Genomic DNA, 21,027 nt, shown 5'->3' on the forward strand with positions numbered 1-21,027 from the left:
CGGTCAGTTGTAGTCGATCGTGCTGAACGAGGCGGCGAAGACACCCCAGAAGAGCAGCATGGCGAGGACGCCGAGGACGGCGAGGCCGATCCCGATCCAGCCGGTGATGACCCCGGCCGTGGCCATGCCCTGGCCCTGCTCACCGGTGCGGGCCATCTCCTTGCGGGCCATCGGGCCCATGATCACGGCGGCGATCGAACCGATGAGGGGCAGGAGCGTCAGGCCTGCGATGCCCGCGATCATGGCGAGCATGGCCATCGTGTTCGTCGGCGTCACCGGTGCGTACTGCTGGCTCGGGTAGCCCTGGTAGGCCTGGCCGGGGTAGGGCTGCCCGGCGTAGGGCTGCTGGGCGCCGTAGGGCTGCTGGGCGCCGTAGGGCTGCTGGGCGCCGTAAGGCTGCTGCGCGCCGTAGGGCTGCTCCGTCGGGTAGGGCTGCTGCTGCGGGTACGGCTGGCCGACGGGTGCCACCGGCGGGTAGGGCTGCGCAGCGCCGGACGGCTGTGCACTCGGGTCGCTGGGGGATCCTGGCTCGCTCACGATGCTCCCTGGTTAGGTCTGGATTCGCGCGTTTCAGCATCCCATAGGTCGCCCGCTCCGGGTCGCGGATCGCTACTCTTCGTGCGGGTCACCGGTGGCGCCCCTACGCCATTCCGGGCAGGCCCGTCACCTGAGGGAGTCGCGGATGAGCAGCATCGGTTGGCGCGTGCACGGAGATGGCCGCCAGGTGAGTCCGGGGACCGTCGTCGGCCCGGACGAGCGCCTGAGCTGGCCCCGCACCATCGGCATCGGCATGCAGCACGTCGTCGCGATGTTCGGCGCGACCTTCCTGGTTCCGTTGATCACCGGCCTGCCGCCGGCGACGACGCTGTTCTTCTCCGCCGTCGGCACCTCGATCTTCCTGCTGATCACGCGCAACCGGCTGCCCAGCTACCTGGGTTCGAGCTTCGCGTTCCTGGCCCCGATCGCCGCGGCCAAGGCGCAGGGCGGGATGGCGGTCGCCCTCGGCGGCGTGATGATCACCGGTGTGCTGCTCGCCGTCGTCGGTCTGGTGGTGCACCTGGCCGGCTCGCGCTGGATCGACATCGTGATGCCGCCCGTCGTGACCGGCACGATCGTCGCTCTCATCGGGCTCAACCTGGCGCCGGTCGCGTGGACCAACGTGCAGGCGTCGCCGATCACCGCGATGGTCACGCTCTTCGCGATCATCCTGATCACTGTCTTCTTCCGCGGCATCGTCGGGCGGTTGGCGATCCTGCTGGGTGTGCTCGTGGGCTACGCCGTCGCGGTGATCCGCGGCGAGATCGACTTCACCTCGGTCGAGGCCGCCGGGTGGGTCGGCCTGCCGCACTTCACCGCACCGTCCTTCGACCTCGCCGTCCTCGGCCTGTTCATCCCGGTGGTCTTCGTCCTGATCGCCGAGAACGTCGGCCACGTGAAGTCGGTCGCCGCGATGACCGGCAAGGACCTCGACCCGATGATCGGCCGCGCGCTGCTCGCGGACGGCCTGGCCACGACGCTCGCCGGCGCGGGGGGCGGCTCCGGCACGACGACGTACGCCGAGAACATCGGCGTCATGGCGGCGACGCGGGTGTACTCGACCGCCGCCTACTGGGTCGCAGCCGCGACGGCGCTGGTGCTGAGCCTGTCGCCGAAGTTCGGGGAGCTCATCGCGACGATCCCCGGCGGGGTGCTCGGCGGGGCGACGACGGTCCTCTACGGCATGATCGGCATCCTCGGTGCGCGGATCTGGGTCCAGAACAAGGTCGACTTCTCCGACCCGGTCAACCTCACGACGGCCGCCGTCGCGCTCATCGTCGGCATCGCGAACTACAGCTGGACAGCCGGTGACGTCCGCTTCGAGGGGATCGCACTGGGCACCGCCGCGGCGATCGGCATCTACCACCTGATGCGTTCGATCGCCCGGTGGCGGGGAACGACGGCCGAGCCGGTCAGCCCGGCGTCGGTGCCCGGCGGCGACGAGCTCGAGCGTCAGAGCGACAGGCACTGACCGGACTGCGTGACCAGCGGGGTGCCCGGGGCGTGGTGCCCTGGGTGCCCCGCTCAGCCCTCGGCCGGTGGCGTCAGCCCTCGGCCGGTGGCGCCGGGGTCTCGGTCGGGAAGCCCTCGCCACCGTCCTGGAACTCCTCGTCGGGGTTCACGGTCGGTGTCGGCGTCGGGCCGGGTACCGCGTCGGCCAGGGCCGTCTCCAGGGCGACGCATCCGGGCACCCCGACCAAGGGGGCGACCGGGTCGATCGTGATCAAGGTCGGGTCGAGGAGGTCGGTGAAGTCCTCGCCGAGCACCAGGTCGACTGTCGCGTCCACCCGGGTGTCGAGCAGCAGCTGCGGGGTGTCGAACTGGGCGGCCAGCGTGTAGGCGGCGGCGAGGCCGGCCTCGCCGAAGCCGATCTGGACCGGGCTCGAGATGCTGGCCGGGTAGTTGCCCGTGCTCAGGACGGCGAACCCCCGCGTCGTCAGCGCGGTGCTCGTGGTGCCCGCCAGGCCTTCGCGACCCGAGCCGTTGAGGACGTTCACCTGGATCACGTTGTAGGCGACCGGCAGGGTGCCCTCGGGTGGGCACGGCGGGTCGGGCATCGCGGCGACGTCCTCGACGTCGGGGGTCGTGAACTCGCGGTCGAGCATCGGGACGGACAGCGTGCCGCTGTAGACGGCGACGGCGCCGAGGCTCGCCACGGCCAGGGCGGCGGCGATGGAGCCGAAGATCACAGCCTGGCGCTCGTGCTTGTGCCGCCGGCGCAGCATCCGCTCGCGGTCGGGGGACGTCGTCATCAGTCGTCCAGCACCAGCACGCGGGCGTGCAGGATCGCTCGCTGCTGCAGGGCGGCGCGGACCGCGCGGTGCAGGCCGTCCTCCAGGTACATCACGCCCTTGTACTGCACGACGTGAGCGAACAGGTCGCCGTAGAAGGTGGAGTCCTCGGAGAGCAGGTTGTCCAGGTTCAGCGTGCGCTTGGTCGTCACGAGGTCGTCGAGACGCACCTGGCGCGGCGGGACCTCCGACCACTGCTTGGGCGTGGTCAGGCCGTGGTCGGGATAGGGGCGTCCGTCGCCCACGGCCTTGAAGATCACGGGTCGAGTCTAGTCGCGCGCGCGCGCTGCCGTCCCGGCCACGCGCGCACGGGGGCGCCCGCGGCGGCGATCGGGCCGTCCGGTGACGCCCGCCGTCCGGTGCGTCGGGTGACGGCGACGCCGATGAGGCAGAGCAGCCCGCCGGTGAGTGCGAGCACCGGTGGGACCTCGTCGAGCAGCAGCCAGCCGAGTCCGATCGCGATCGGTGGCACGAGGTAGGTGGTGGCGCCGAGCCGGCCGGCGTCGCTGCGCGCCAGGGCGTATGCCCAGGTCGTGAAGGCGATCGCGGTCGGGAACAGGCCGAGGTACACGATGCCCGCGGCTGCTTCCGGACCGGCCGCGCGCAGATCTGTGACCAGCTGCGGCGCGAAGGGCAGGCAGACGACCGCGCCGACGGTGCACGCGATCCAGGTGACCTGGAGCCCCGAGGAGCGCGCGAGCAACGGCTTCTGCATGATCACCGACACCGCGTACGCGGCAGCGGCGACGAAGCACAGGACGACGCCCCAGACGTCCGCGTCCGCCGCGTTCGAGGTTGCGAGGCCGATCACCACGACGCCGACGAAGCCGATCACGCTGCCGACGATGAGCGGACGGGGGAAGCCCTCGCCGAGCCGGAGGCCGGCCAGGACGGCGAGCAGGACCGGCGCGACGTTGACGAGCATCGCCGCCGTGCCGGCGTCGATCCGCTGCTCGGCGGCATTCAGCGCGACGTTGTACACGGCGAACCAGAGCACGCCGATCCAGATCAAGGAGGGCCAGTCCGCGCGCGCGGGCCATGCCTGATGCTTCGTCGCCAGGAGGGCGCCGAGGGCGAGGCTGCCGACCAGGAGGCGGCCGAAGGTCAGGGCGCCGGGCGACACGTCCGACCCGAGGATGCGGATGCCGACGAACGCGGACGCCCAGAGCACCACCGACACGCCGATGGCCAGCGTGGGCAGAGCCGGGAGAGCCGACCGGGCTCGCGGGTCCGACATGGCCGGCGGGTCCGGCATGGCCGGCCGTCGACCCGGGTCGGCCTGTCGATCGCTCGTCGTCATGGGCAGACGCTACGGGCAGGCGGCGACATCGTCCGGCAGATTTCGGTCGTGGGCGGCCCTGGTGGGTCGTGGGCGGTTCGTGCGTCGGCGGCCGGTGTGGTCCACAGTGGGCGGATGGCGGACGACGCGCGGCCCGGACCACCGGCCCAGCACCTGGTGATCATGGGGGTCGCAGGCTCGGGAAAGACGACTCTCGCCGAGGTCCTCGCCGACCGCCTCGGCTGGCCTTACGCGGAGGCCGACGACTTCCATCCCCCGGCCAACGTGCAGAAGATGGCCGCGGGCATCGCCTTGACCGACGACGACAGGTGGCCCTGGTTGCGCGCCCTGCGCGACTGGCTGACCGAGCAGTCCCGCGCGGGACGGAGCTCGATCGTCACGTGCTCCGCGCTGCGGTCCGCCTACCGCGACGTCCTCGGCGAGGCCGAGGGCACGGTGCGGTTCGTGCACCTGACAGCGGCGCCGGAGGTCATCGGGAACCGGCTGGCGACCAGGGTCGGACACTTCATGCCGGCGGCCCTGCTGCCGTCGCAGCTGGGCACCCTCGAGCCGCTGCGGGACTCCGAGGACGGCGTCACGGTCGTCGTCGACGCCCCGCCGGACGTCGTGGCCGACCGGGTTCTCGAGGCGCTCGGCCTGGGCGCCGGGCAGTCCTGAGCGGGTCGGCCGCGACCACGACGGTCCGCGGGGGGCGCGGGCGTCGATCAGTGGTCGATCAGCGACAGGTGCAGCGGCTCGACGGCTCGACGCTCGCCAGGACGGCGTCGGCGTGCTGGCCGCAACCGCTCCAGGTGACGTTGCCGCAGAACATGCAACGGGCGGGACTGCACATGGTTGTCTCCTGGTCGTTCTAGGGTCTCGTGCTTCTGGGGTGTGTTCGGGACGCGTGGGCGTGCGGGAGTGCGGGACGTGCGGGCGGTGCCGGCCGGGCGGGTGCCGCCGGGTTCAGCCGACCGGGACGGTCAGTGCGGCCAGGGCGAGCCGCAGGCGTGCGGCGGCGTCCTCCGCCACCTCGGCGAGGGCCGGGTTGCCGGTGAGGGTCACCATCGTCAGCGGGTCGAGGGCCTCGACCCGGGTGCTCGTGTCGCCGAGCGAGCGGACGACGACGTTGCACGGCAGGAGCACGCCGAGGGACTCCTCGACCTGCAGGCCGTGGTGGGCCAGCGGGGGTCGACAGGCGCCGAGGATGACCTGCGGCGCGATGTCGACGTCGAGCTTGGCCTTGAGGGTCGCCGCGAGGTCGATCTCGGTCAGGACGCCGAAGCCCTGGTCGGCGAGGGCGGTCCGGACCGCCGTGACGGTCTGCTCGAACGGCTGGTCGACGGTGGTGCTGATCGCATAGCTCACGGGTGGTCCTCCTGGATGTCGGGGATGGGTGTCGCGGGTGTCGCGGGTGTCGACAGTGCCGGTCAGGAGACCGGCTGCCGGGCGGCGACCTGGGCGTGGACGGCCGCCATGTCGAGGGCGCGCACCTGGCCGATCAGGTCGGCGAGGGCCGGACCGGGAAGGGCGCCGGGCTCGGCGTAGATCAGGATGCCGTCGCGGAAGACCATCAGGGTCGGGATCGACGTGATCCCGGCCTGTCCGGCGAGGGCCTGCTCGGCCTCGGTGTCGACCTTGCCGAAGACGATGTCCGGGTGCTGCTCGGACGCGGCCTGGAAGACCGGCGCGAACGCGCGGCACGGGCCGCACCAGGCGGCCCAGAAGTCCACGAGCACGATGTCGTTGTCACGGACCGTCTGCTCGAAGGTACTGGCGGTGAGATCGATGGTGGGCATGGTTGCCTCCTCGGGTCGGCGCGATGGGGTCCTGGATACCCCGGGGGGTATAACGACCGCAGGACGAGGGTATTCCCGCGACCAGGGAGGCGCATCCGGTGCACCCTGTGGCGCCGTGGGTCAGCGCCTGCTGCGCACCGGCTCTGCGGCCGGGCCGTCCGCCTCGGGTGTGCTGGACGCGCCGCCGTCGAGCGCGCGACCCTCCCAGGTCAGTGCCTGCCAGCCCGTGCCGGGGCTCCCCTCCAGGACCACGACCCCGGTGTTCGACAGCGGGTTGCTCGCCACGTGGTCGACGTCGACGTTCGACACCCGCGCGGCGGTCCACGACCGGATCACGGCTCCGTGGCTGACCAGCGCGGCCGTGCCCGCCCCCGACGCGGCGATCTCGGCCACCACCTGGTCGTAGCGCTCGAAGACCTCCGTCCCGCTTTCGCCACCGGGCATCCGTAGGTCCAGGTCGCCGTCGCTCCACCGGAACGCGGTGTCCAGGTAGGTCTGCACCGAGGCGGCGTCGCCCAGCATCTCGAGCGCGCCCGCGCCGATCTCCCGGATGCCCGCGCGGACCTCGACCGTCAGGCCGAGGGTCAGGGCGAGCGGCTCGGCCGTCTGCTGGGTCCGGACCAGCGTCGAGGCGTAGAGCACGTCGATCGGCTCGGTCCCGACCGACCGCGACAGCGCCGCGGCCTGCGCGCGGCCCAGGCCCGTCAGGTCGGCGCCCGGAGCGCCCGTGTCCAGCAGGCCCCCGAGGTTGGAGGGCGTCTGGCCGTGGCGGATGAGCAGGAGTCGCATGGGTCCCATTCTCGCCGATCGGAGCGCGAGGCCGGCCGGGTGGTCCGGGTGACCGGGTGGCCCTGGACCATGGCCCGGCCGGGCGCCCACCGGTAGGCTCCGCCCGGGGTTCGGGGCCGTCGATCGTCGCCGCTGCCGGCAGGACGGCGCTCGGACCGGCCCGAGGGTCGTCGAGGACGAAGGACGTGCCATGCGCAACCAGGTTCAGCTCATCGCCTACGCCGATCGGTTCGGCGGCGACCTCCCGGGCGTCGGCCGCCTCCTGCGGGAGAAGTTCGGCGAGGCCTTCGGTGGCGTGCACGTGCTGCCGTTCTTCACCGCGTACGACGGCGTGGACGCGGGCTTCGACCCGGTGGACCACACCGCTGTCGACCCGCGCCTCGGCTCCTGGGACGACGTGCGCGACCTGGGACGCGACCTCGACACCGTCGTCGACGTGATCGTCAACCACGTCTCGGCCGACTCCGCGCAGTTCCAGGACGTCGTCGCCAAGGGTGCCGCGTCCCCGTGGGCGGACATGTTCCTCACGATGAGCACGGTGTTCCCGGTGGGTGCGACCGAGAGCGACCTGACCGCCATCTACCGACCGCGGCCGGGCCTGCCCTTCACCCCCGTGACGCTCGGTGGGCAGCGGCGCCTGGTCTGGACGACCTTCACCGCAGCGCAGATCGACATCGACGTCGCCTCGCCGTCGGCCCAGGCGTACCTCGTCTCGGTCCTCGACACGCTGGCTGCGGCCGGCGTCACGCTCATCCGGTTCGACGCGGTCGGCTACGCCGTCAAGACGCCGGGCACCACCTGTTTCATGACACCCGAGACGTTCGCCTTCATCGACCGGCTCACGGCACTCGCCCGGCAGCGCGGCCTCGAGGTGCTCGTCGAGGTGCACTCCTACTATCGCCGCCAGGTCGAGATCGGTCGCTCGGTCGACCGCGTCTACGACTTCGCCCTTCCGCCGCTCGTGCTGCACGCCCTGTACACCGGTGACGGGGGTCCGCTGGCGGCGTGGATGCGGATCCGGCCGGCCAACGCGGTCACGGTGCTCGACACCCACGACGGCATCGGTGTGATCGACGTCGGGCCGGACCAGACCGAGCCTGACCGACCCGGGCTGCTCACCCCGGCGCAGGTCGACGCGCTCGTCGAGGGCATCCACCAGCGCACGGACGGGGCGAGCCGGCAGGCGACCGGCTGGGCGGCGTCCAACCTCGACGTCTACCAGGTCAACTCGACCTTCTACGACGCGCTCGGTCGGGACGATCACCGGTACCTCGCGGCGCGTGCGCTGCAGTTCTTCACACCGGGGATCCCGCAGGTCTACTACGTCGGGGCACTGGCCGGTCACAACGACCTGGACCTGCTGGCACGGACCGGCGTCGGCCGGGACATCAATCGTCACCGCTACACGGACGCCGAGGTCGACGCGGCCCTCGAACGGCCCGTGGTCACGGCTCTGCTCGCGCTCGCGCGCTTCCGCAACACGCTCGACGTGTTCGACGGCGACTTCTCGATGGCTGCCGAGCAGGACGGCCGGGTCCTGACGCTGACCTGGGTGGACGGCGACCGTCGGGCGAGTCTCCGGGTCGACCTCGGTGCGGGCAGGGCGTCGCTGGAGTGGACGGCGGACGGGACGACGCGGCGCACCGACGACCTGCTCGTCTCGCCGCCCGAGTAGACCGGCGACCGCGGAGCGCTCCGCTCGACGGCGGACAGCTCCGCTCGGGCGGTCGTGCGCCGGGTCAGGGGGTCCAGTCGGTGGCCGGCGGCCTGATCTCCCCGGAGCCCCGCTCGATCAGCCGGGTCGGCACGACGGTCCGACACACGGGGAGGTGCCCGCCGTCGATCCGTGCGAAGACCTGCTCGGCTGCCAGGGCACCCATCCGGGCGGGGTCCTGGGCGATCACGGTCACCGCCGGCTCCAGCAGGTCGGCGAGCTCGAAGTCGTCGAAGCCGACCAGCGCGACGGTGTGCTGCACGCCGCGCGCACGCAGGGCACGGATGGTCCCGATGGTGACGAGGTTCTGGCTGGCGAACAGGGCTGTCGGTGGCTCCGGCCCGTCCAGCAGGCGCAGCGCCGCAGCCTCCGCCGCGTCCTCGCTGTGCAGGTCGTCGATCGCCCGGAGCTGGTCGGTGGGTATCCCGGCCTCCAGCGCCGCCGCCAGGAATCCGGCATGACGCAGCCGCGCTGTCGCGATCCGCGAGAGGTCACCGAGGTAGGCGATGCGGCGGTGACCGTGTCGGATCAGGTGCGCCGTCGCCTGCCGCGCGCCCTCGGCGTTGTCCACCACGACGGAGTCGACCTCGAGCCCCTGCGGCGGGCGGTCGACCAGGATGATCGGGGTACCCGACTCCTGCTCGTTGCGGAGGTAGGAGTGGTCGGTTGAGGCCGCTGTCATGATCAGGCCGTCGACGCGGCGTGAGGTGAAGGCTGCGACGAGGTCGCGCTCGCGTTCCGGGTCCTCGTCGATGCTGGCGGAGAACACGGCGACGCCGCGGAGCGCTGCGACGTCCTCGACCGCGCGGTGGACGGCCGCGCAGAAGGGATTGTCGACGCTGGCCAGGATGAGCCCGAGGCTGCGCGAGCGGCGGTCCGAGCGGCGCAGCGTGCCGGCGGTCAGGTCCGGCCGGAAGCTCAGGGCCCGCGCGGCAGCGTGCACGCGCTCGGCCGTGGCGGGCGTCACGCCGGGCTCGTCGTTGATCACTCTGGAGACCGTCTTGATGCCGACACCGGCGAGTGCGGCGACATCACGCATCGTCGGGCGCTGGCGCGGCGGCCGGCCCTGGTTCTCGTCAGACAACGTTGTCATCCTGTGACCATATCGCGATCCAACGCTCTTGACCGGCTACGTGCAGCCGGGTAGACATGGCCGTGACAACGTTGTCAGGCGCCTTGGCGCCGCCGACCCGGGGAGCTTCAACGGTGAACACACATCCGATCACGCGCTCACGCCGACCGCGCACCATGACGACCGCAGCGCTGGGCGCCGCGGTCCTCGTCCTCGCCGGATGCACGTCGTCGCCGTCCGGCGACGAGGCCGGGTCGCCGTCGGCCGGTTCCGACGAGGAGATCGGCGTCTCGCTGATCGTCAAGACCACCACCAACCCGTTCTTCGTCGCGATGCAGGACGGTGCCAAGCAGGCCGCCGAGGACGAGGGTGTCACGCTGACCCTCGCGGCAGGCAAGGAGGACGGCGACGAGGACACCCAGATCCAGGCGATCGAGAACGCGATCTCCCAGGGGCAGCGCGGCATCCTGATCACTCCGAACGGCCCCGCGGTCGTCGACGCGATCGAGAAGGCGCGTGCGGAGGGGCTCTTCGTGATCGCCCTCGACACGCCACCGGACCCCGCCGATGCCGTCGACATCACCTTCGCGACCGACAACTTCGACGCCGGCCTGCGCATCGGGGAGTGGACCGCTGGGCACCTGGACGGCCAGCCCGCCGTGATCGCCATGCTCGACCTCTTCGACGACAAGATCGTCTCGGTCGACTACAACCGCGACCAGGGCTTCCTCACCGGCATGGGCGTCGACGTCAAGGACGCCGCCGTGAACGGTGACGAGGACCCCACGGGCAGCTACAGCGGTGGCACCTACACGATCGTCTGCAACGAGGCCACCAACGGTGCCGAGGACGGCGGGGCGACCGCCATGGAGACCTGCCTGTCGAAGAACCCGGACATCAACGTGGTCTACACGATCAACGAGCCGGCTGCCTATGGCGCCTACCAGGTGCTGCAGAACGCCGGCCGCGAGGGTGACGTGACCCTGGTGTCGGTCGACGGCGGCTGCGCAGGCGTCGGCTACGTCAAGGACGGGATCATCGGTGCGACGTCGCAGCAGTACCCGCTGCGGATGGCCCAGGAGGGCGTCAAGGCGATCGCCGAGCTGGTCCGGACCGGCGCCGCCCCGGAGACCTCCGAAGGGCTCGACTTCTTCGACACCGGCGTCGCGCTCGTGACCGAGAGCCCCGTCGACGGCGTCGAGAGCATTGACGTCGCCGCAGCCGAGGCGATCTGCTGGGGCTGAGCCCGGGTGGTCGGTGGCGCGCCGTCGCGACGCGCCACCGACCACGCCCGGTGACTTGGACGCACAGCCATCGCCACGACGCACAGGAGACACCGTGAACAGCCAACCAGCTCCTGCTGATGCGTCGACCGCGCAGCATCACGACCTCGCGGAGGAGTTCCTCGAGCAGCAGACCGTCGGCCAGCGCATCCAGGGCACCCTGCACCGGTACCCCGCGCTGAGCCCGGCGCTCGTGCTCATCGTCTCGATCATCGCCTTCGGCATCCTCAACGACCGGTTCCTGCGGCCGGAGAACCTCTCCCTGATCACGCAGCAGGTCGCGGTCGTCGGGGCGCTCGCCGTCGGCCAGACCCTGATCATCCTCACGGCGGGCATCGACCTGTCGGTCGGGGCCGTGATGCTCCTCGGCACGATGGTGATGGCGCAGACAGCCACCACCAACGGTGTCCCCGGGCCGCTGGCGCTCGGGCTCGGGCTCGCCGTCGGCCTGCTCGCGGGCCTGTTCAACGGCGTCCTGGTCACCCGCCTCAAGCTGCCGCCCTTCATCGTCACCCTCGGCACGCTCAACATCTTCATCGCGCTGACCCTGCTGTACTCCAAGGGCGCCACCGTCCGTGGTGACGACCTGCCGGGGCTCCTCACCCGGGCCGGTTCGGCGTTCTCGATCGGGCAGGTACGTGTCACCGTCGGCGTGCTGCTGATGCTCGTGATGTACGCCGTGGTCGCTTTCTGCCTGGGGCAGACGGCCTGGGGTCGCCACGTGTATGCGGTCGGGGACGACAAGGACGCCGCGCGTCTGGCGGGCATCTCGGTCAACCGTGTCCTGCTGAGCGTCTACGTCAGTGCCGGTGTGGTCTTCGCGCTGGCCGGCTGGATCCTGATCGGTCGGATCAACGCGGCGAGCCCGAACGCGGGCGCGGATGCGAACCTCGACTCGATCACCGCTGTCGTGATCGGTGGGACCAGCCTGTTCGGTGGTCGCGGCATCGTGTGGGGGAGTCTGCTGGGGGCGCTGATCGTCGGCGTCTTCCGCAACGGGCTCTCGCTCGCCGGCCTCGACGTGCTCTACCAGACTCTTGCCGTCGGCATCCTGGTGATCGTCGCGGTCTCCGTGGACCAGTGGATCCGGAAGGGACGGGCATGAGCACCTCCACGACCCCGATGGCGGCTGCGACCGTCACGCGCGAACCGGTGATCCAGGCGATGGGCCTGGTCAAGACCTTCGGCAGCGTCGTCGGCCTCGACGGTGTGGACCTCGAGCTCTACCCCGGCGAGGTGCTGGCCATCATCGGTGACAACGGCGCAGGCAAGTCGACGCTGATCAAGTGCCTGTCCGGTGCCTACACCCCTGACCGCGGGGAGCTGCTGCTCGAGGGCAGGCCGATGATCTTCCATGGACCGCAGGACGCCCGGGCGGCCGGTATCGAGACCGTCTACCAGAACCTGGCCGTCTCACCTGCCCTGGACATCGCCTCCAACCTGTACCTCGGTCGTGAGGAGCGGTTGCCCGGGGTCATGGGCTCGGTGTTCCGGATGCTCGACAAGCGGGGGATGCGGGCCCGGGCGAAGGACCAGGTGCAGGCCCTCGGCATCACGACGCTGCAGAGCATGACGCAGGCCGTGGAGACCCTGTCCGGCGGGCAGCGGCAGGCGGTCGCGGTGGCCCGCGCCGCCGCATTCGGCTCGAAGGTGGTCATCCTCGACGAACCGACGGCGGCCCTGGGGGTCAGGGAGTCCAACCAGGTGCTCCGACTGGTCCGCGACCTGCGCGACCGCGGCCTGCCGGTCATCCTGATCAGCCACAACATGCCGCAGGTCTTCGAGGTGGCGGACCGGATCCACATCCAGCGGCTGGGCCGGCGGGTGGCCGTGGTGACTCCGCAGAGCCACACACCGAGCGAAGCCGTCGCGATCATGACGGGTGCGATGAGCGTCGAAGGGGACGGCGGGACCTTCGCCCCTGTCTGAGGTGGCACCGGCGGGGCTGTCGACGACCTGCTCGCCTCGCCGCCTTCGCGACCTCGAGCGCCGAGCTGTCCGTGGGGATCGATGCGGCAGTCGAGGGATCGTCGGAGGTCGCCCTGGGTGACGCGCGCGGCAGCAACATCGTCAACGGGCTGCTACCTCACGGTGCTGCTGATGGCGCGGCGAGGGTGAGTGTCACGACAGCCCCGCGGGAGCGGTCGCACTCGTGTGGCGGGGAGTGCGACCCGCGAGTGGAGCGTTCGGATCCTGTGTGGAGCGTTCGGATCCTGTGTGGAGCGTTCGGGTGCGACACGCCCAGCGCGTCGCGGACGGTGCGCTCCACTCGTGGAGGGGTGGACGAGGTCCTGGCGGAGGCGCAGGCGGTCCGCCGCGGGTGGTGGTCGACGCCGCCTCGGGACCTTCGCCCCTTCTGGGACGGCGTGGCCGAGGTCTAGGGCTGGAAGAGCAGGTCTCGACCGAGACGGCAGAGCGGTGCAAGGAGATCACGATGAGGATCGACCGGGGCGAGCGCGAGCCGCAGCTCATCATCGGAGTCCACGGAGAGGTCGCGATGGCGGGCCTGTCCGAGTTCTTCGGACGGGCGTTCGCCGAGGTCACCGCCGCCCTCGACCAGCAGGGGGTCCCACCGGCCGGTCCACCCGTGGCGTTCTACGCCGGTGCGACGGAGCAGGTGGCCGACGTGACTGCCGGGTTCCCCGTGATCGGCTCGGTGGTCCCGGCACGTGGGCTCGTCGCACTGACCCTGCCCGGTGGCCCGACGGTCGAGGCGACGTACGTCGGCGCCTACGACGGTCTGGCGGACGCGTACGCAGAGCTCACGCGCTGGTTCGAGGAGCAGGGACTGACGCCGTCCGCCGCGATGTGGGAGGAGTACCTCGTCGGGCCGGCGAGCGTCGCCGACCCCGGCAGGTGGCAGACCCGCATCGTCTACCCGATGGGCTGACGGTCGGCCGCCCCGTCCGATCGCCCGTCGGTCAGTCGTCGCGCCCGTCGGTCAGTCAGTCGTCGCGCCCGTCGGTCGGTCAGTCGTCCCGCCCGTCGATCAGTCGTCCTCGGCCCCGCTGTCCTCCGAGGCGCCGCCGGTCTCGGTCTGCATGGTCGGGATGCCGTCGGTGCAGGCGGCCCGCACCGTCAGCTCCGACTCGTCGCGGTGGAGCTCGACCTCCACGTTCTCGGGTCCGGAGGCCTTGACCTCGACGGTCCAGCCGTCCAGCGGGGTTGCGCCCAGCAGGCTGATCGCGGCGCCGCGGCAGATGACCTCGACCTGCCCGCCGACGACGTCCCAGGTCCGCGCGACCTCAGCGACGACGGGCTCCGTCGTCGGGGGTGTCGTGGGTGTGGTCGGTGACGGCTCCGAGGTCGGTACCGGGCTGGTCGAGGGCGTCGGCTCGGGCGTCGTGGTCGGTCCGGGTGTCGGTGTCGGGGCCGATGTCGGACCTGCGGTCGGACCGGCCGTCGCCGCAGCCCTCGCCTCGGCGAGCGCCGCCCGCACGTCGGACTCGGTGCGCACGACGTCCCCGGACACCCCGCCGTCGTCCCCGACCACGGCGACGCCCCACCACGCGATCAGACCCGCGAGCACCGAAGCCGTCGCCCACGCGAGCGCGACCATGACCCGTGCACCGTGGACGGTCCGCGCGCCGCTCATCGGCGTCCCGTTCTCCTCATGGCCCCATCGTGCCGCATCCCCACCTCAAGGCAGGGTTAAGGCGAGGAGAAGGTTCACGCCACAGGTCCGCCGGGTGGCCGTCCGTGGCCCCACCGACCGCGTCTATGGCCTACCGTCCGTGATGTGGCCGACGTACTCATCATCGAGGACGACGCGACGATCCGGACGGCACTCGTGCGCGCCCTGTCGGCGCGCGAGCACTCGACAATGACCTCTCCGACGGCACTCGACGGGCTGCAGAGCCTCGTCGCGCACCGGCCCGACGTCGTGCTGCTCGATCTGGGACTGCCCGACCTGGACGGCACGGCCCTGCTGGCGATGATCCGTTCGGTCAGCGACGTCCCGGTCATCGTGCTGAGCGCACGCGACGACGGCCCGGGCATCGTCGCCGTCCTGGACGGCGGCGCGGACGACTACCTGGTCAAGCCGTTCGCGGCCGACCAGCTCGACGCCCGCATCCGGGCCGTCCTGCGGCGCGCCGACCCGGCCCGCCCGGCCGGCCCGGTCACGGTCGGCGGACTCGTCATCGACGCCCGAGCGCGCACCGTTGTCCTGGACGGCACCGTCCTGGACCTGAGCCCCAAGGAGTTCGACCTGCTGCACCACCTCGCCGAACGGGCGGGCGAGGTGGTCAGCAAGCGTGAGCTCCTCGCCAAGGTGTGGAACCAGCCCTACGGCGGTGCGGACAAGACCGTCGACGTCCACCTGCACTGGCTGCGTCGCAAGCTCGGCGAGAGTGCCGACGCCCCCCGCTACCTGCACCGGGTGCGCGGGGTGGGCGTCAAGCTCGCCCCACCGCCGTGAGACGCCTGCTGGTCCGCTACGGACTGGCCATGACCTCGGTGGTGCTGGTGGCCTTCCTGGTGCCGCTCGGCCTGCTCGCACGGTCGCTCGCCCAGGAGCGTGCCCTCGACGCCGGACGGCAGGACGCGCAGAGCGTGGCGGTCTTCGCCGGCGGTGCAGGGCAGGACGACGCACGGCTCGAGGCGGCCGTCCTGGCGGTCAACGGGGGACATCGGCAGACGACCGTCTACCTGCCCGACGGCACGAGCGTCGGGGCGGCGGCGGCACGGACGCCCGCCGTCGAGCTCGCAGGCCTCGGCACCGCGCTGACGTCGCGGACCGACGGCGGCATCGAGCTCGTGCTCCCGGTCGGCGGCTCGGCGGGTGTCGCGGTGGTCCGCACCCTCGTGCCCGACGCCGAGCTCACCGAGGGCGTCCAGCAGTCGTGGCTCATCCTCGCCGTCGTCGGCGCAGTGCTGCTGGCCGGGACCGTCCTGGCCGGCGACCGGATCGCGGCTCGCCTGGCGAGGTCCGTCCTGGACCTGTCGGGGGTTGCCGAACGCCTGGGCGCCGGTGACCTGGCGGCCCGGGTCGAGCCCTCCGGCCCGCCGGAGGTCGCCTCCGTCGGTCGGGTGCTCAACGGGCTCGGAGCGCGGGTCGCGGGTCTGCTGGCGACCGAGCGCGAGCTCGTCGCGGACCTGTCGCACCGCCTGCGCACACCCATCACCGCACTGCGGCTGGATGTCGACCTGCTTGCCGACGCCCAGGAGCGGGACCGGATGACCACGCACATCGACGAGCTCGTCCATGCGGTCGACGCGATCGTCTGGACCGCCCGGCACCCCCTGCACGACGCGCCGGTCAGCCGGTGCGACGCCGTGCAGGTCGTACGCGACCGGGCCACGTTCTGGGGGGTCCTCGCCGTCGACCAGGGGCGCGACCTGCGGCTCGACGTGCCGGACGCGGTCCTCGGCGTCGGCGTCGGTGCCGACGAGCTCGGTGTGGCGCTCGACGTCCTGGTCGACAACGTCTTCAGCCATACCCCCGACCAGACGCCCTTCGCCCTGGCGGTGCGCCCGGCAGGCGACCTCGTCCAGGTGGTCGTCGAGGACGGTGGCCTCGGCTTCCCGACCGGCGACCTCGCCGAGCGGGGCCGCAGCGGCGCGGGATCGACCGGCCTCGGCCTCGACGTCGCCCGGCGGACCGCCGAACGGGCCGGCGGCCGGCTCGTCGTCGAGCCCGGCCGGCTCGGTGGCGCCCGGATCGTCCTCGAGCTGCCGGTGCGGCCTTAACCGAGCCTTAGCGGTCGCTTGCCGCGCCCCGAACCCAGGGGCCGCGATGGTGGGCGCGACGCGGAAGCAGCGTCGTACCGACCAACAAGGGATCGATCATGAGCTGGAAGAGCCGCTCGACCATCGCCATCGCCAGTGCCGTCGTACTCACCGGCGGGGCTGTCGCCGCCGTCGCGAGCACCATGCCGACGTCCGCGGCACCGACCCAGGACGACGTCGCCGCAGTCGCGAGCACCGAGCCCACCTCGAGCTCGTCGCAGGCGGCGGACCTCGAGCGATCGGTCAAGGACCTGCTCGGACAGGTCGACGGCCTCGAGGCAGCGGTGGCCGCGGGTTCAGCAGCGAATGCGCCGGTCGTGACCACGCCGGCCGTGACAGTTCCGGCTGTGACCGCAGCCGCACCCGCCGCACCCGCCGGCGCCGGTTCGGGCGCCGTCGGCTACGACGACGGTGACGACGACTCGTACGACGACCACGGCGACGACGACTCGTACGACGAGAGCGACTCGTACGACGACAGCGACGACAGCCAGGGCGAGAGCCACGAGAGCGACGACGCCAGCGACACGGGCGACGATGACTGAGTACCGGGCCGCGCGCCGGCGTGCGGCCACGCTCGCCCTGATCCCCGCTGCGGCGGGGATCTTCGGCGGGAGCGTGGCGTGGGCCGGCGCGCACGACCCGCTCGCGGTCGCGGCCACCTCGACAGACCAGCCGACAGCCCAGCCGACCGCCGACGCGGCACCGGCCGTGGCGAGCGGCCCGACGGCGGAGGACCAGCGGCTGGCCGATCTCACGGCGCAGGTGCTCGCGGCCCAGGCCAGGATCGCCGCGCTGCAGGCGACGCTCGCCGCGCAGGCGTCGGATGCCGAGAGCGCTCGGGTGCAGGCAGCCGACGCGGCTGCCACGCAGGCTGCGGCAACAGCCCAGGCCGCAGCCGACCGGGCCGCGACGCAAGCGGCGCCGGCGCCGGCTCCTGCTCCGGCGGCGCCCCCGGTCAACGTCACCACCGGGGCGTCCGGATGACCCCGGCCCGCCCGGCCGTCGTCGGCGCCCAGACCTCGGTGGTCAGCCGGTCGCTGCGGGCGATGGCGAGCCCGGTCACCCTGAGCGTCGTCGACCCGGGCCCGCAGGCGCAGGACTGCCTGGACCGCGCCGAGCAGATCGTGCGGGAGGTCGAACGCACCTGTTCCCGCTTCGACCCCACCAGCGCGCTCTCGCGCGCCAATGACGAGCCGGACCGGTGGCACACCGTGCCCGCCACGCTCGCGGCGGCGGTCCAGGAGGCCGGACGCGCCCACCGGGAGTCACGCGGTCTCTTCGACCCGCGGATCCTGGACGTGCTGCTCCGTTGGGGCTACGACCGTTCGCTCCCGTTCGAGTCCGGCTCGGTCGACCGGGACGGCCTCGCCGACGCCGCGGGTGGCGCGGTCCGTGCCGGGTCCGCCGATCCGTGGCAGCCCGAGGTCGTCCAGGACGGCCACGAGTGGCTGCTGCACCTGGGCGGGCGCCCGATCGACCTCGGCGGCATCGGCAAGGGTCTCGCCGTGCGGTGGGCGGCGGCGGCGCTGGACGGCGCCGGCCGTGGCCACCTGGTCGACGCCGGCGGGGACTGCGCGCTCAGCGGGGCCGGACCTGACGGCGGGAGCTGGCGGGTCGGCGTCGAGGACCCCGCGGGCGGGCCGGACCCCGTCCTGGTCCTCGAGGTCACGGACACCGGGTGTGCGACGTCGTCGACCCGCCTTCGCCACTGGCGCGCGGGAGGTGAGCGGGTGCACCACCTCGTCGACCCGCGGACCCGGCGTCCGGGTGGTGCCGGTCTCGCCGCCGTCACGGTCCTGGACCCGGACCCCGCGTGGGCCGAGGTCCTGAGCAAGTGCCTGTTCCTCGCCGGCGCCGCGGAGATCCGCGACCAGGCGACCGACCTCGGCCTCGCGGCCGCCTGGGTCGGGCTGGACGGGACTGTCGGCACGACGACGGCGATGGAGCGTTCGGTGACCTGGAGGCGTGCAGATGTCTGAGTCCCGTCCGACCGCAGCGACCACGGCCGGTGTCGTGCTCGCCGCCCTGGCCGGATCCGCCGCGGTGGGTCTTGCCGCCTGGACCGTCGTCACCACCCTGATGGGCGGTTCGCCGGTGTCCTGGGTGCTCGGCCGCGCGAGCGGGCTGACCTCCTACCTGCTGCTGCTCGCCCTCGTGACCACCGGCCTGGTCCTGTCCCACCCGTGGGCGCGCGGGATGCGACGTCCGTCCCCCGCCGGTCGGCTCCGGCTGCACATCGCCCTCGCGACGTTCACCCTGGCGTTCACGGTGCTCCACGTCGTCGTCCTCGCCACGGATCCGTGGGCCCAGGTCGGCTGGCGCGGTGCGCTGCTCCCGCTCGCCTCGACCTACCGGCCGGTACCCGTCACGCTCGGTGTCCTCGCGCTCTGGGCCGGTCTGCTCACGGGCATCACGGCGCGCCTGGCAGGGTCGATCGCGGCCCGGATCTGGTGGCCGGTGCACAAGGTGGCGGCCGGGATCCTCGTGCTCGTCTGGTCGCACAGCGTGCTGGCCGGCAGCGACACCCCGACCCTCCGGTGGTTCTACGTCTCGACGGGCGTTGCCGTGATCGGCCTCGCGATCACCAGGTACAGCGCACGGACGCCGACCGACCGGGTGGCCGAGCTGAACCGCGAGCTGGGCGCCTCCGTCGCCCGTGCCGTCCCCCACGCCGCCTACCACGACGGAGCCTCGCGATGACCTTCGACACGGTGCGCCTCGACACCCAGCGCCTCGACACCCAGCCCTTCGACCCGGTGCGTCTCGACACGCAGCCCTTCGGCCGGCCGGCCGACGACCAGGTCGCGCTCCTGCTGGGCGGTGTCCGGCTCGGCCGCACCGGAGCCGCCGACCCGCGCTCGCGGGCGATGACCGAGCACCTCGCCGAGCACATCGACCGGGTCGGGCACCGGCCGCGCGGGACGACCGGGCTCGTCGAGGCCCTCGGCCGGGCCGATCTGACGGGGTACGGCGGAGCCCACGTGCCGACGGCGACGAAGTGGCGGTCCGCCCTCGCCGCCGGTCGGCCGCTCGTCGTCGTCGCGAACGGCGCCGAGAGCGAGCCGCTCAGCGCCAAGGACGCCACGCTGCTGCGTCAGCGTCCGCACCTCGTGCTGGACGGGCTGGCGCTCGCGGCCGAGGCGCTCGGTGCCCGACGGGCCGTGCTGTGGCTGCACGCCGGCGACACCGGGGCCAGGGCCGCGGTCGAGCTGGCGCTCGCGGAGCGGTTGACCGCCGGTGCCCCGGACCCGCGGATGGAGGTCGTGGTCGGCCCGGACCACTACCTCTCGGGTGAGTCGAGCGCGATCGCCCGCGCGCTGGCCGGTGGCCCCGCGCTGCCGACCGCACGGCGCCCGGCAGCCCTGCCCCCGGTGCCCCGCGCACTCTGGTGCACAACGTCGAGACGCTGGCCCGGGTGGCCCTGATCGCCCGCGGCTACCCGCCGGTGGCGACACTGCTGCTCACCGTGCTGACGCCGGTGGACCGGCTGGTGCTCGAGGTGCCTCGGGGCACGCGGGTCGCCGAGGTCATGCGCGAGACGGGCTGGTTGCGCGCCGGGCCGCCGCAGGCGCTGCTGCTCGGCGGGTTCGGCGGGAGCTGGGCGCCGTGGCGCGACCTCGAGCACCGGACGTTCGACGAGGACGACCTGCGCGCGCTCGGCCTGAGCGTCGGCGCAGGCGTCGTCGCCCCGATCCCGTCGTCGGCCTGCGGCGTGGCCGAGACGGCCGCGATCGCCGGCTACCTCGCCGCGATGAGCGCCCGCCAGTGCGGCCCGTGCCACTTCGGCCTGCCCGCCCTCGCCGACAGCATGGGCCGGCTCGCCGACGGTGATGCGCCCTCCGGCGAGCGGACGCGCCTGCTCGCGGACCTGCAGGCGGTCGCGGGCCGTGGGGCGTGCCACCATCCCGACGGCGTGACCCGGCTGGTCGCGTCCGCCATCGCGACCTTCGACAGCGATGTGGCCGAGCACGCCGCTGGTCGGCTGTGCGGCGGCGCCCACCGCCGGACCGTGCCGGTGCCCGAGGTCAGGCGATGACGCCCCGCAGCGGTGCCGGTCCGAGGCCGTCGGGCTCGGCGGCCGAGACCCGGCTCCGGGTCGACCCGGTCGCCTGCGACGGCATCGGGCTGTGCGCTCTCCTGGCCCCGGACGTCATCGAGCTGGACCGGTGGGGGTTCCCCGTCGTCGTGCGGCGCGACCTGGCGCCCCGTGAGGTCAAGGCCGCCCGCGGGGCCGTTCGAGCGTGCCCGCGGCGCGCGCTGTGGCTGGAGAGAGTCACGAGCCTGTCTGCGGCGCGGTGAGCCGACGTCGGAGCCTGGCGTACCAGCCGGCGGTGGCGACGGTCGCGGCCACGCCGTCACCGGCAGCGAGGCCGGCTGCCGCGCCCGTCAGCCGGTCGTTGCACGGGTCGCACAGGTCCCGACCGGTCACGGTCACGACGGGCGAGCCGGTCGAGGTACGGCGGCAGCTGTCACAGGTGTAGGCCACGCGGCCATGCTGCCAGCAGAGTCGGGCAATTCGGGCACGATGCG

26 protein-coding genes are annotated in these 21,027 nt (G+C 72.7%); 16 read left to right on the top strand and 10 right to left on the bottom strand.

From position 1 onward, the window contains the following. Positions 1-3: 3 nt before the first annotated feature. Entirely contained in the window at positions 4-537 is a 534-nt protein-coding gene (locus tag K415_RS0108045; RefSeq protein ID WP_155859400.1) for a DUF4190 domain-containing protein, read from the bottom strand. 145 nt (positions 538-682) lie between these two features. Here K415_RS0108045 and K415_RS0108050 point away from each other — a divergent pair, with 145 nt between their 5' ends. Further along, on the top strand, positions 683-2,008 hold the full coding sequence (locus K415_RS0108050; protein ID WP_024286561.1) for a uracil-xanthine permease family protein: 1,326 nt from the start codon (positions 683-685) through the stop codon (positions 2,006-2,008). A 73-nt stretch (positions 2,009-2,081) separates the two neighbouring features. On the opposite strand, the gene K415_RS0108055 is transcribed toward K415_RS0108050, so the two are convergent. The 3 genes from K415_RS0108055 to K415_RS0108065 are packed head-to-tail and all read right to left on the bottom strand — an operon-like array spanning position 2,082 to position 4,128. After that, positions 2,082-2,789 carry a LytR C-terminal domain-containing protein gene (locus tag K415_RS0108055; protein ID WP_024286562.1) on the bottom strand — a complete coding sequence of 236 codons (708 nt, stop codon included), beginning with the start codon at positions 2,787-2,789 and terminating at the stop codon, positions 2,082-2,084. Then, complete coding sequence (locus tag K415_RS0108060) at positions 2,789-3,088, bottom strand: type II toxin-antitoxin system VapB family antitoxin (protein ID WP_024286563.1); 300 nt, start codon at positions 3,086-3,088, stop codon at positions 2,789-2,791. The genes K415_RS0108055 and K415_RS0108060 overlap by 1 nt, the downstream gene beginning before the upstream one ends. Next, entirely contained in the window at positions 3,085-4,128 is a 1,044-nt protein-coding gene (locus K415_RS0108065) for a DMT family transporter (protein WP_081784946.1), read from the bottom strand. Before K415_RS0108065 ends, K415_RS0108060 begins: the two co-directional genes overlap by 4 nt. 114 nt (positions 4,129-4,242) lie before the next feature. On the opposite strand from K415_RS0108065, the gene K415_RS0108070 reads away from it, so the two are divergent. Further along, on the top strand, positions 4,243-4,785 hold the full coding sequence (locus K415_RS0108070) for a gluconokinase (protein WP_024286565.1): 543 nt from the start codon (positions 4,243-4,245) through the stop codon (positions 4,783-4,785). A gap of 288 nt (positions 4,786-5,073) precedes the next feature. On the opposite strand, the gene K415_RS0108080 is transcribed toward K415_RS0108070, so the two are convergent. The 3 genes from K415_RS0108080 to K415_RS0108090 form a co-directional block, all read right to left on the bottom strand. After that, positions 5,074-5,475, bottom strand: coding sequence for a DUF302 domain-containing protein (locus K415_RS0108080; RefSeq protein ID WP_024286566.1), 402 nt, complete (start codon positions 5,473-5,475; stop codon positions 5,074-5,076). Between the two features lie 62 nt (positions 5,476-5,537). Beyond that, positions 5,538-5,906 carry a thioredoxin gene (gene trxA / locus K415_RS0108085; protein WP_024286567.1) on the bottom strand — a complete coding sequence of 123 codons (369 nt, stop codon included), beginning with the start codon at positions 5,904-5,906 and terminating at the stop codon, positions 5,538-5,540. 120 nt (positions 5,907-6,026) lie between these two features. Then, positions 6,027-6,695, bottom strand: coding sequence for a histidine phosphatase family protein (locus tag K415_RS0108090; RefSeq protein WP_024286568.1), 669 nt, complete (start codon positions 6,693-6,695; stop codon positions 6,027-6,029). A 190-nt stretch (positions 6,696-6,885) separates the two neighbouring features. Between K415_RS0108090 and gtfA the strand changes: the two genes are divergently transcribed. Beyond that, the gene (gene gtfA / locus K415_RS0108095) at positions 6,886-8,370 is read left to right on the top strand and encodes a sucrose phosphorylase (protein ID WP_024286569.1); all 1,485 of its coding nucleotides are present in this window, start codon (positions 6,886-6,888) and stop codon (positions 8,368-8,370) included. A 64-nt stretch (positions 8,371-8,434) separates the two neighbouring features. On the opposite strand, the gene K415_RS0108100 is transcribed toward gtfA, so the two are convergent. Then, positions 8,435-9,502 (bottom strand): LacI family DNA-binding transcriptional regulator, encoded by a 1,068-nt coding sequence (locus tag K415_RS0108100; RefSeq protein WP_231494850.1) that lies wholly within the window; start codon positions 9,500-9,502, stop codon positions 8,435-8,437. Positions 9,503-9,657: 155 nt separating this feature from the next. Between K415_RS0108100 and K415_RS0108105 the strand changes: the two genes are divergently transcribed. The 4 genes from K415_RS0108105 (at position 9,658) to K415_RS0108125 (ending at position 13,654) form a co-directional block, all read left to right on the top strand. Next, positions 9,658-10,725 carry a substrate-binding domain-containing protein gene (locus tag K415_RS0108105; RefSeq protein WP_029663396.1) on the top strand — a complete coding sequence of 356 codons (1,068 nt, stop codon included), beginning with the start codon at positions 9,658-9,660 and terminating at the stop codon, positions 10,723-10,725. 94 nt (positions 10,726-10,819) lie between these two features. Continuing rightward, entirely contained in the window at positions 10,820-11,869 is a 1,050-nt protein-coding gene (locus K415_RS0108110; protein WP_024286572.1) for an ABC transporter permease, read from the top strand. After that, the gene (locus K415_RS0108115; protein WP_024286573.1) at positions 11,866-12,693 is read left to right on the top strand and encodes an ATP-binding cassette domain-containing protein; all 828 of its coding nucleotides are present in this window, start codon (positions 11,866-11,868) and stop codon (positions 12,691-12,693) included. Before K415_RS0108110 ends, K415_RS0108115 begins: the two co-directional genes overlap by 4 nt. A 505-nt stretch (positions 12,694-13,198) precedes the next feature. After that, on the top strand, positions 13,199-13,654 hold the full coding sequence (locus K415_RS0108125; RefSeq protein WP_024286574.1) for a GyrI-like domain-containing protein: 456 nt from the start codon (positions 13,199-13,201) through the stop codon (positions 13,652-13,654). A gap of 99 nt (positions 13,655-13,753) precedes the next feature. Here the strand turns inward: K415_RS0108125 and K415_RS0108130 are convergent, their stop codons facing one another. After that, positions 13,754-14,359, bottom strand: a complete 606-nt coding sequence (locus K415_RS0108130; protein WP_024286575.1) for a hypothetical protein — start codon at positions 14,357-14,359, stop codon at positions 13,754-13,756. A gap of 144 nt (positions 14,360-14,503) precedes the next feature. On the opposite strand from K415_RS0108130, the gene K415_RS0108135 reads away from it, so the two are divergent. The 9 genes from K415_RS0108135 (at position 14,504) to K415_RS21610 (ending at position 20,796) form a co-directional block, all read left to right on the top strand. Further along, the gene (locus K415_RS0108135; RefSeq protein WP_024286576.1) at positions 14,504-15,184 is read left to right on the top strand and encodes a response regulator transcription factor; all 681 of its coding nucleotides are present in this window, start codon (positions 14,504-14,506) and stop codon (positions 15,182-15,184) included. Continuing rightward, entirely contained in the window at positions 15,181-16,455 is a 1,275-nt protein-coding gene (locus K415_RS0108140; protein ID WP_024286577.1) for a HAMP domain-containing sensor histidine kinase, read from the top strand. Before K415_RS0108135 ends, K415_RS0108140 begins: the two co-directional genes overlap by 4 nt. Before the next feature lie 98 nt (positions 16,456-16,553). Next, positions 16,554-17,039, top strand: a complete 486-nt coding sequence (locus tag K415_RS0108145; protein WP_024286578.1) for a hypothetical protein — start codon at positions 16,554-16,556, stop codon at positions 17,037-17,039. Further along, on the top strand, positions 17,032-17,481 hold the full coding sequence (locus K415_RS0108150; RefSeq protein WP_024286579.1) for a hypothetical protein: 450 nt from the start codon (positions 17,032-17,034) through the stop codon (positions 17,479-17,481). Before K415_RS0108145 ends, K415_RS0108150 begins: the two co-directional genes overlap by 8 nt. After that, complete coding sequence (locus K415_RS0108155; RefSeq protein ID WP_024286580.1) at positions 17,478-18,476, top strand: FAD:protein FMN transferase; 999 nt, start codon at positions 17,478-17,480, stop codon at positions 18,474-18,476. The genes K415_RS0108150 and K415_RS0108155 overlap by 4 nt, the downstream gene beginning before the upstream one ends. Continuing rightward, positions 18,469-19,197 (top strand): hypothetical protein, encoded by a 729-nt coding sequence (locus K415_RS0108160; RefSeq protein WP_155859401.1) that lies wholly within the window; start codon positions 18,469-18,471, stop codon positions 19,195-19,197. The genes K415_RS0108155 and K415_RS0108160 overlap by 8 nt, the downstream gene beginning before the upstream one ends. After that, positions 19,194-19,922, top strand: a complete 729-nt coding sequence (locus K415_RS22655) for a hypothetical protein (RefSeq protein WP_051480454.1) — start codon at positions 19,194-19,196, stop codon at positions 19,920-19,922. Before K415_RS0108160 ends, K415_RS22655 begins: the two co-directional genes overlap by 4 nt. Further along, positions 19,913-20,533 (top strand): NADH-ubiquinone oxidoreductase-F iron-sulfur binding region domain-containing protein, encoded by a 621-nt coding sequence (locus K415_RS22660; protein WP_155859402.1) that lies wholly within the window; start codon positions 19,913-19,915, stop codon positions 20,531-20,533. The genes K415_RS22655 and K415_RS22660 overlap by 10 nt, the downstream gene beginning before the upstream one ends. Further along, on the top strand, positions 20,530-20,796 hold the full coding sequence (locus K415_RS21610) for a ferredoxin (protein ID WP_024286582.1): 267 nt from the start codon (positions 20,530-20,532) through the stop codon (positions 20,794-20,796). Before K415_RS22660 ends, K415_RS21610 begins: the two co-directional genes overlap by 4 nt. Here K415_RS21610 and K415_RS0108175 read toward each other — a convergent pair. Next, positions 20,771-20,983, bottom strand: a complete 213-nt coding sequence (locus K415_RS0108175) for a hypothetical protein (protein ID WP_024286583.1) — start codon at positions 20,981-20,983, stop codon at positions 20,771-20,773. The genes K415_RS21610 and K415_RS0108175 overlap by 26 nt on opposite strands. Positions 20,984-21,027 lie beyond the last annotated feature (44 nt).

The sequence above is a fragment of the Cellulomonas sp. KRMCY2 genome, assembly GCF_000526515.1.
Taxonomy (GTDB): Bacteria; Actinomycetota; Actinomycetes; order Actinomycetales; family Cellulomonadaceae; genus Actinotalea.

Excerpts from the sequence above, each read along its gene's own strand:
- K415_RS0108150 (WP_024286579.1), top strand. The coding sequence starts at position 17,032 with ATGACTGAGTACCGGGCCGCGCGCCGGCGTGCGGCCACGCTCGCCCTG.
- K415_RS0108070 (WP_024286565.1), top strand. The coding sequence starts at position 4,243 with ATGGCGGACGACGCGCGGCCCGGACCACCGGCCCAGCACCTGGTGATC.
- K415_RS0108125 (WP_024286574.1), top strand. The coding sequence starts at position 13,199 with ATGAGGATCGACCGGGGCGAGCGCGAGCCGCAGCTCATCATCGGAGTC.
- K415_RS0108130 (WP_024286575.1), bottom strand. The coding sequence starts at position 14,359 with ATGAGCGGCGCGCGGACCGTCCACGGTGCACGGGTCATGGTCGCGCTC.
- K415_RS21610 (WP_024286582.1), top strand. The coding sequence starts at position 20,530 with ATGACGCCCCGCAGCGGTGCCGGTCCGAGGCCGTCGGGCTCGGCGGCC.
- gtfA (WP_024286569.1), top strand. The coding sequence starts at position 6,886 with ATGCGCAACCAGGTTCAGCTCATCGCCTACGCCGATCGGTTCGGCGGC.
- K415_RS0108050 (WP_024286561.1), top strand. The coding sequence starts at position 683 with ATGAGCAGCATCGGTTGGCGCGTGCACGGAGATGGCCGCCAGGTGAGT.
- K415_RS0108145 (WP_024286578.1), top strand. The coding sequence starts at position 16,554 with ATGAGCTGGAAGAGCCGCTCGACCATCGCCATCGCCAGTGCCGTCGTA.
- K415_RS0108055 (WP_024286562.1), bottom strand. The coding sequence starts at position 2,789 with ATGACGACGTCCCCCGACCGCGAGCGGATGCTGCGCCGGCGGCACAAG.
- K415_RS0108160 (WP_155859401.1), top strand. The coding sequence starts at position 18,469 with ATGTCTGAGTCCCGTCCGACCGCAGCGACCACGGCCGGTGTCGTGCTC.
- K415_RS0108105 (WP_029663396.1), top strand. The coding sequence starts at position 9,658 with ATGACGACCGCAGCGCTGGGCGCCGCGGTCCTCGTCCTCGCCGGATGC.
- K415_RS0108155 (WP_024286580.1), top strand. The coding sequence starts at position 17,478 with ATGACCCCGGCCCGCCCGGCCGTCGTCGGCGCCCAGACCTCGGTGGTC.
- K415_RS0108065 (WP_081784946.1), bottom strand. The coding sequence starts at position 4,128 with ATGACGACGAGCGATCGACAGGCCGACCCGGGTCGACGGCCGGCCATG.
- K415_RS0108115 (WP_024286573.1), top strand. The coding sequence starts at position 11,866 with ATGAGCACCTCCACGACCCCGATGGCGGCTGCGACCGTCACGCGCGAA.
- trxA (WP_024286567.1), bottom strand. The coding sequence starts at position 5,906 with ATGCCCACCATCGATCTCACCGCCAGTACCTTCGAGCAGACGGTCCGT.
- K415_RS0108090 (WP_024286568.1), bottom strand. The coding sequence starts at position 6,695 with ATGCGACTCCTGCTCATCCGCCACGGCCAGACGCCCTCCAACCTCGGG.
- K415_RS22655 (WP_051480454.1), top strand. The coding sequence starts at position 19,194 with ATGACCTTCGACACGGTGCGCCTCGACACCCAGCGCCTCGACACCCAG.
- K415_RS0108100 (WP_231494850.1), bottom strand. The coding sequence starts at position 9,502 with ATGACAACGTTGTCTGACGAGAACCAGGGCCGGCCGCCGCGCCAGCGC.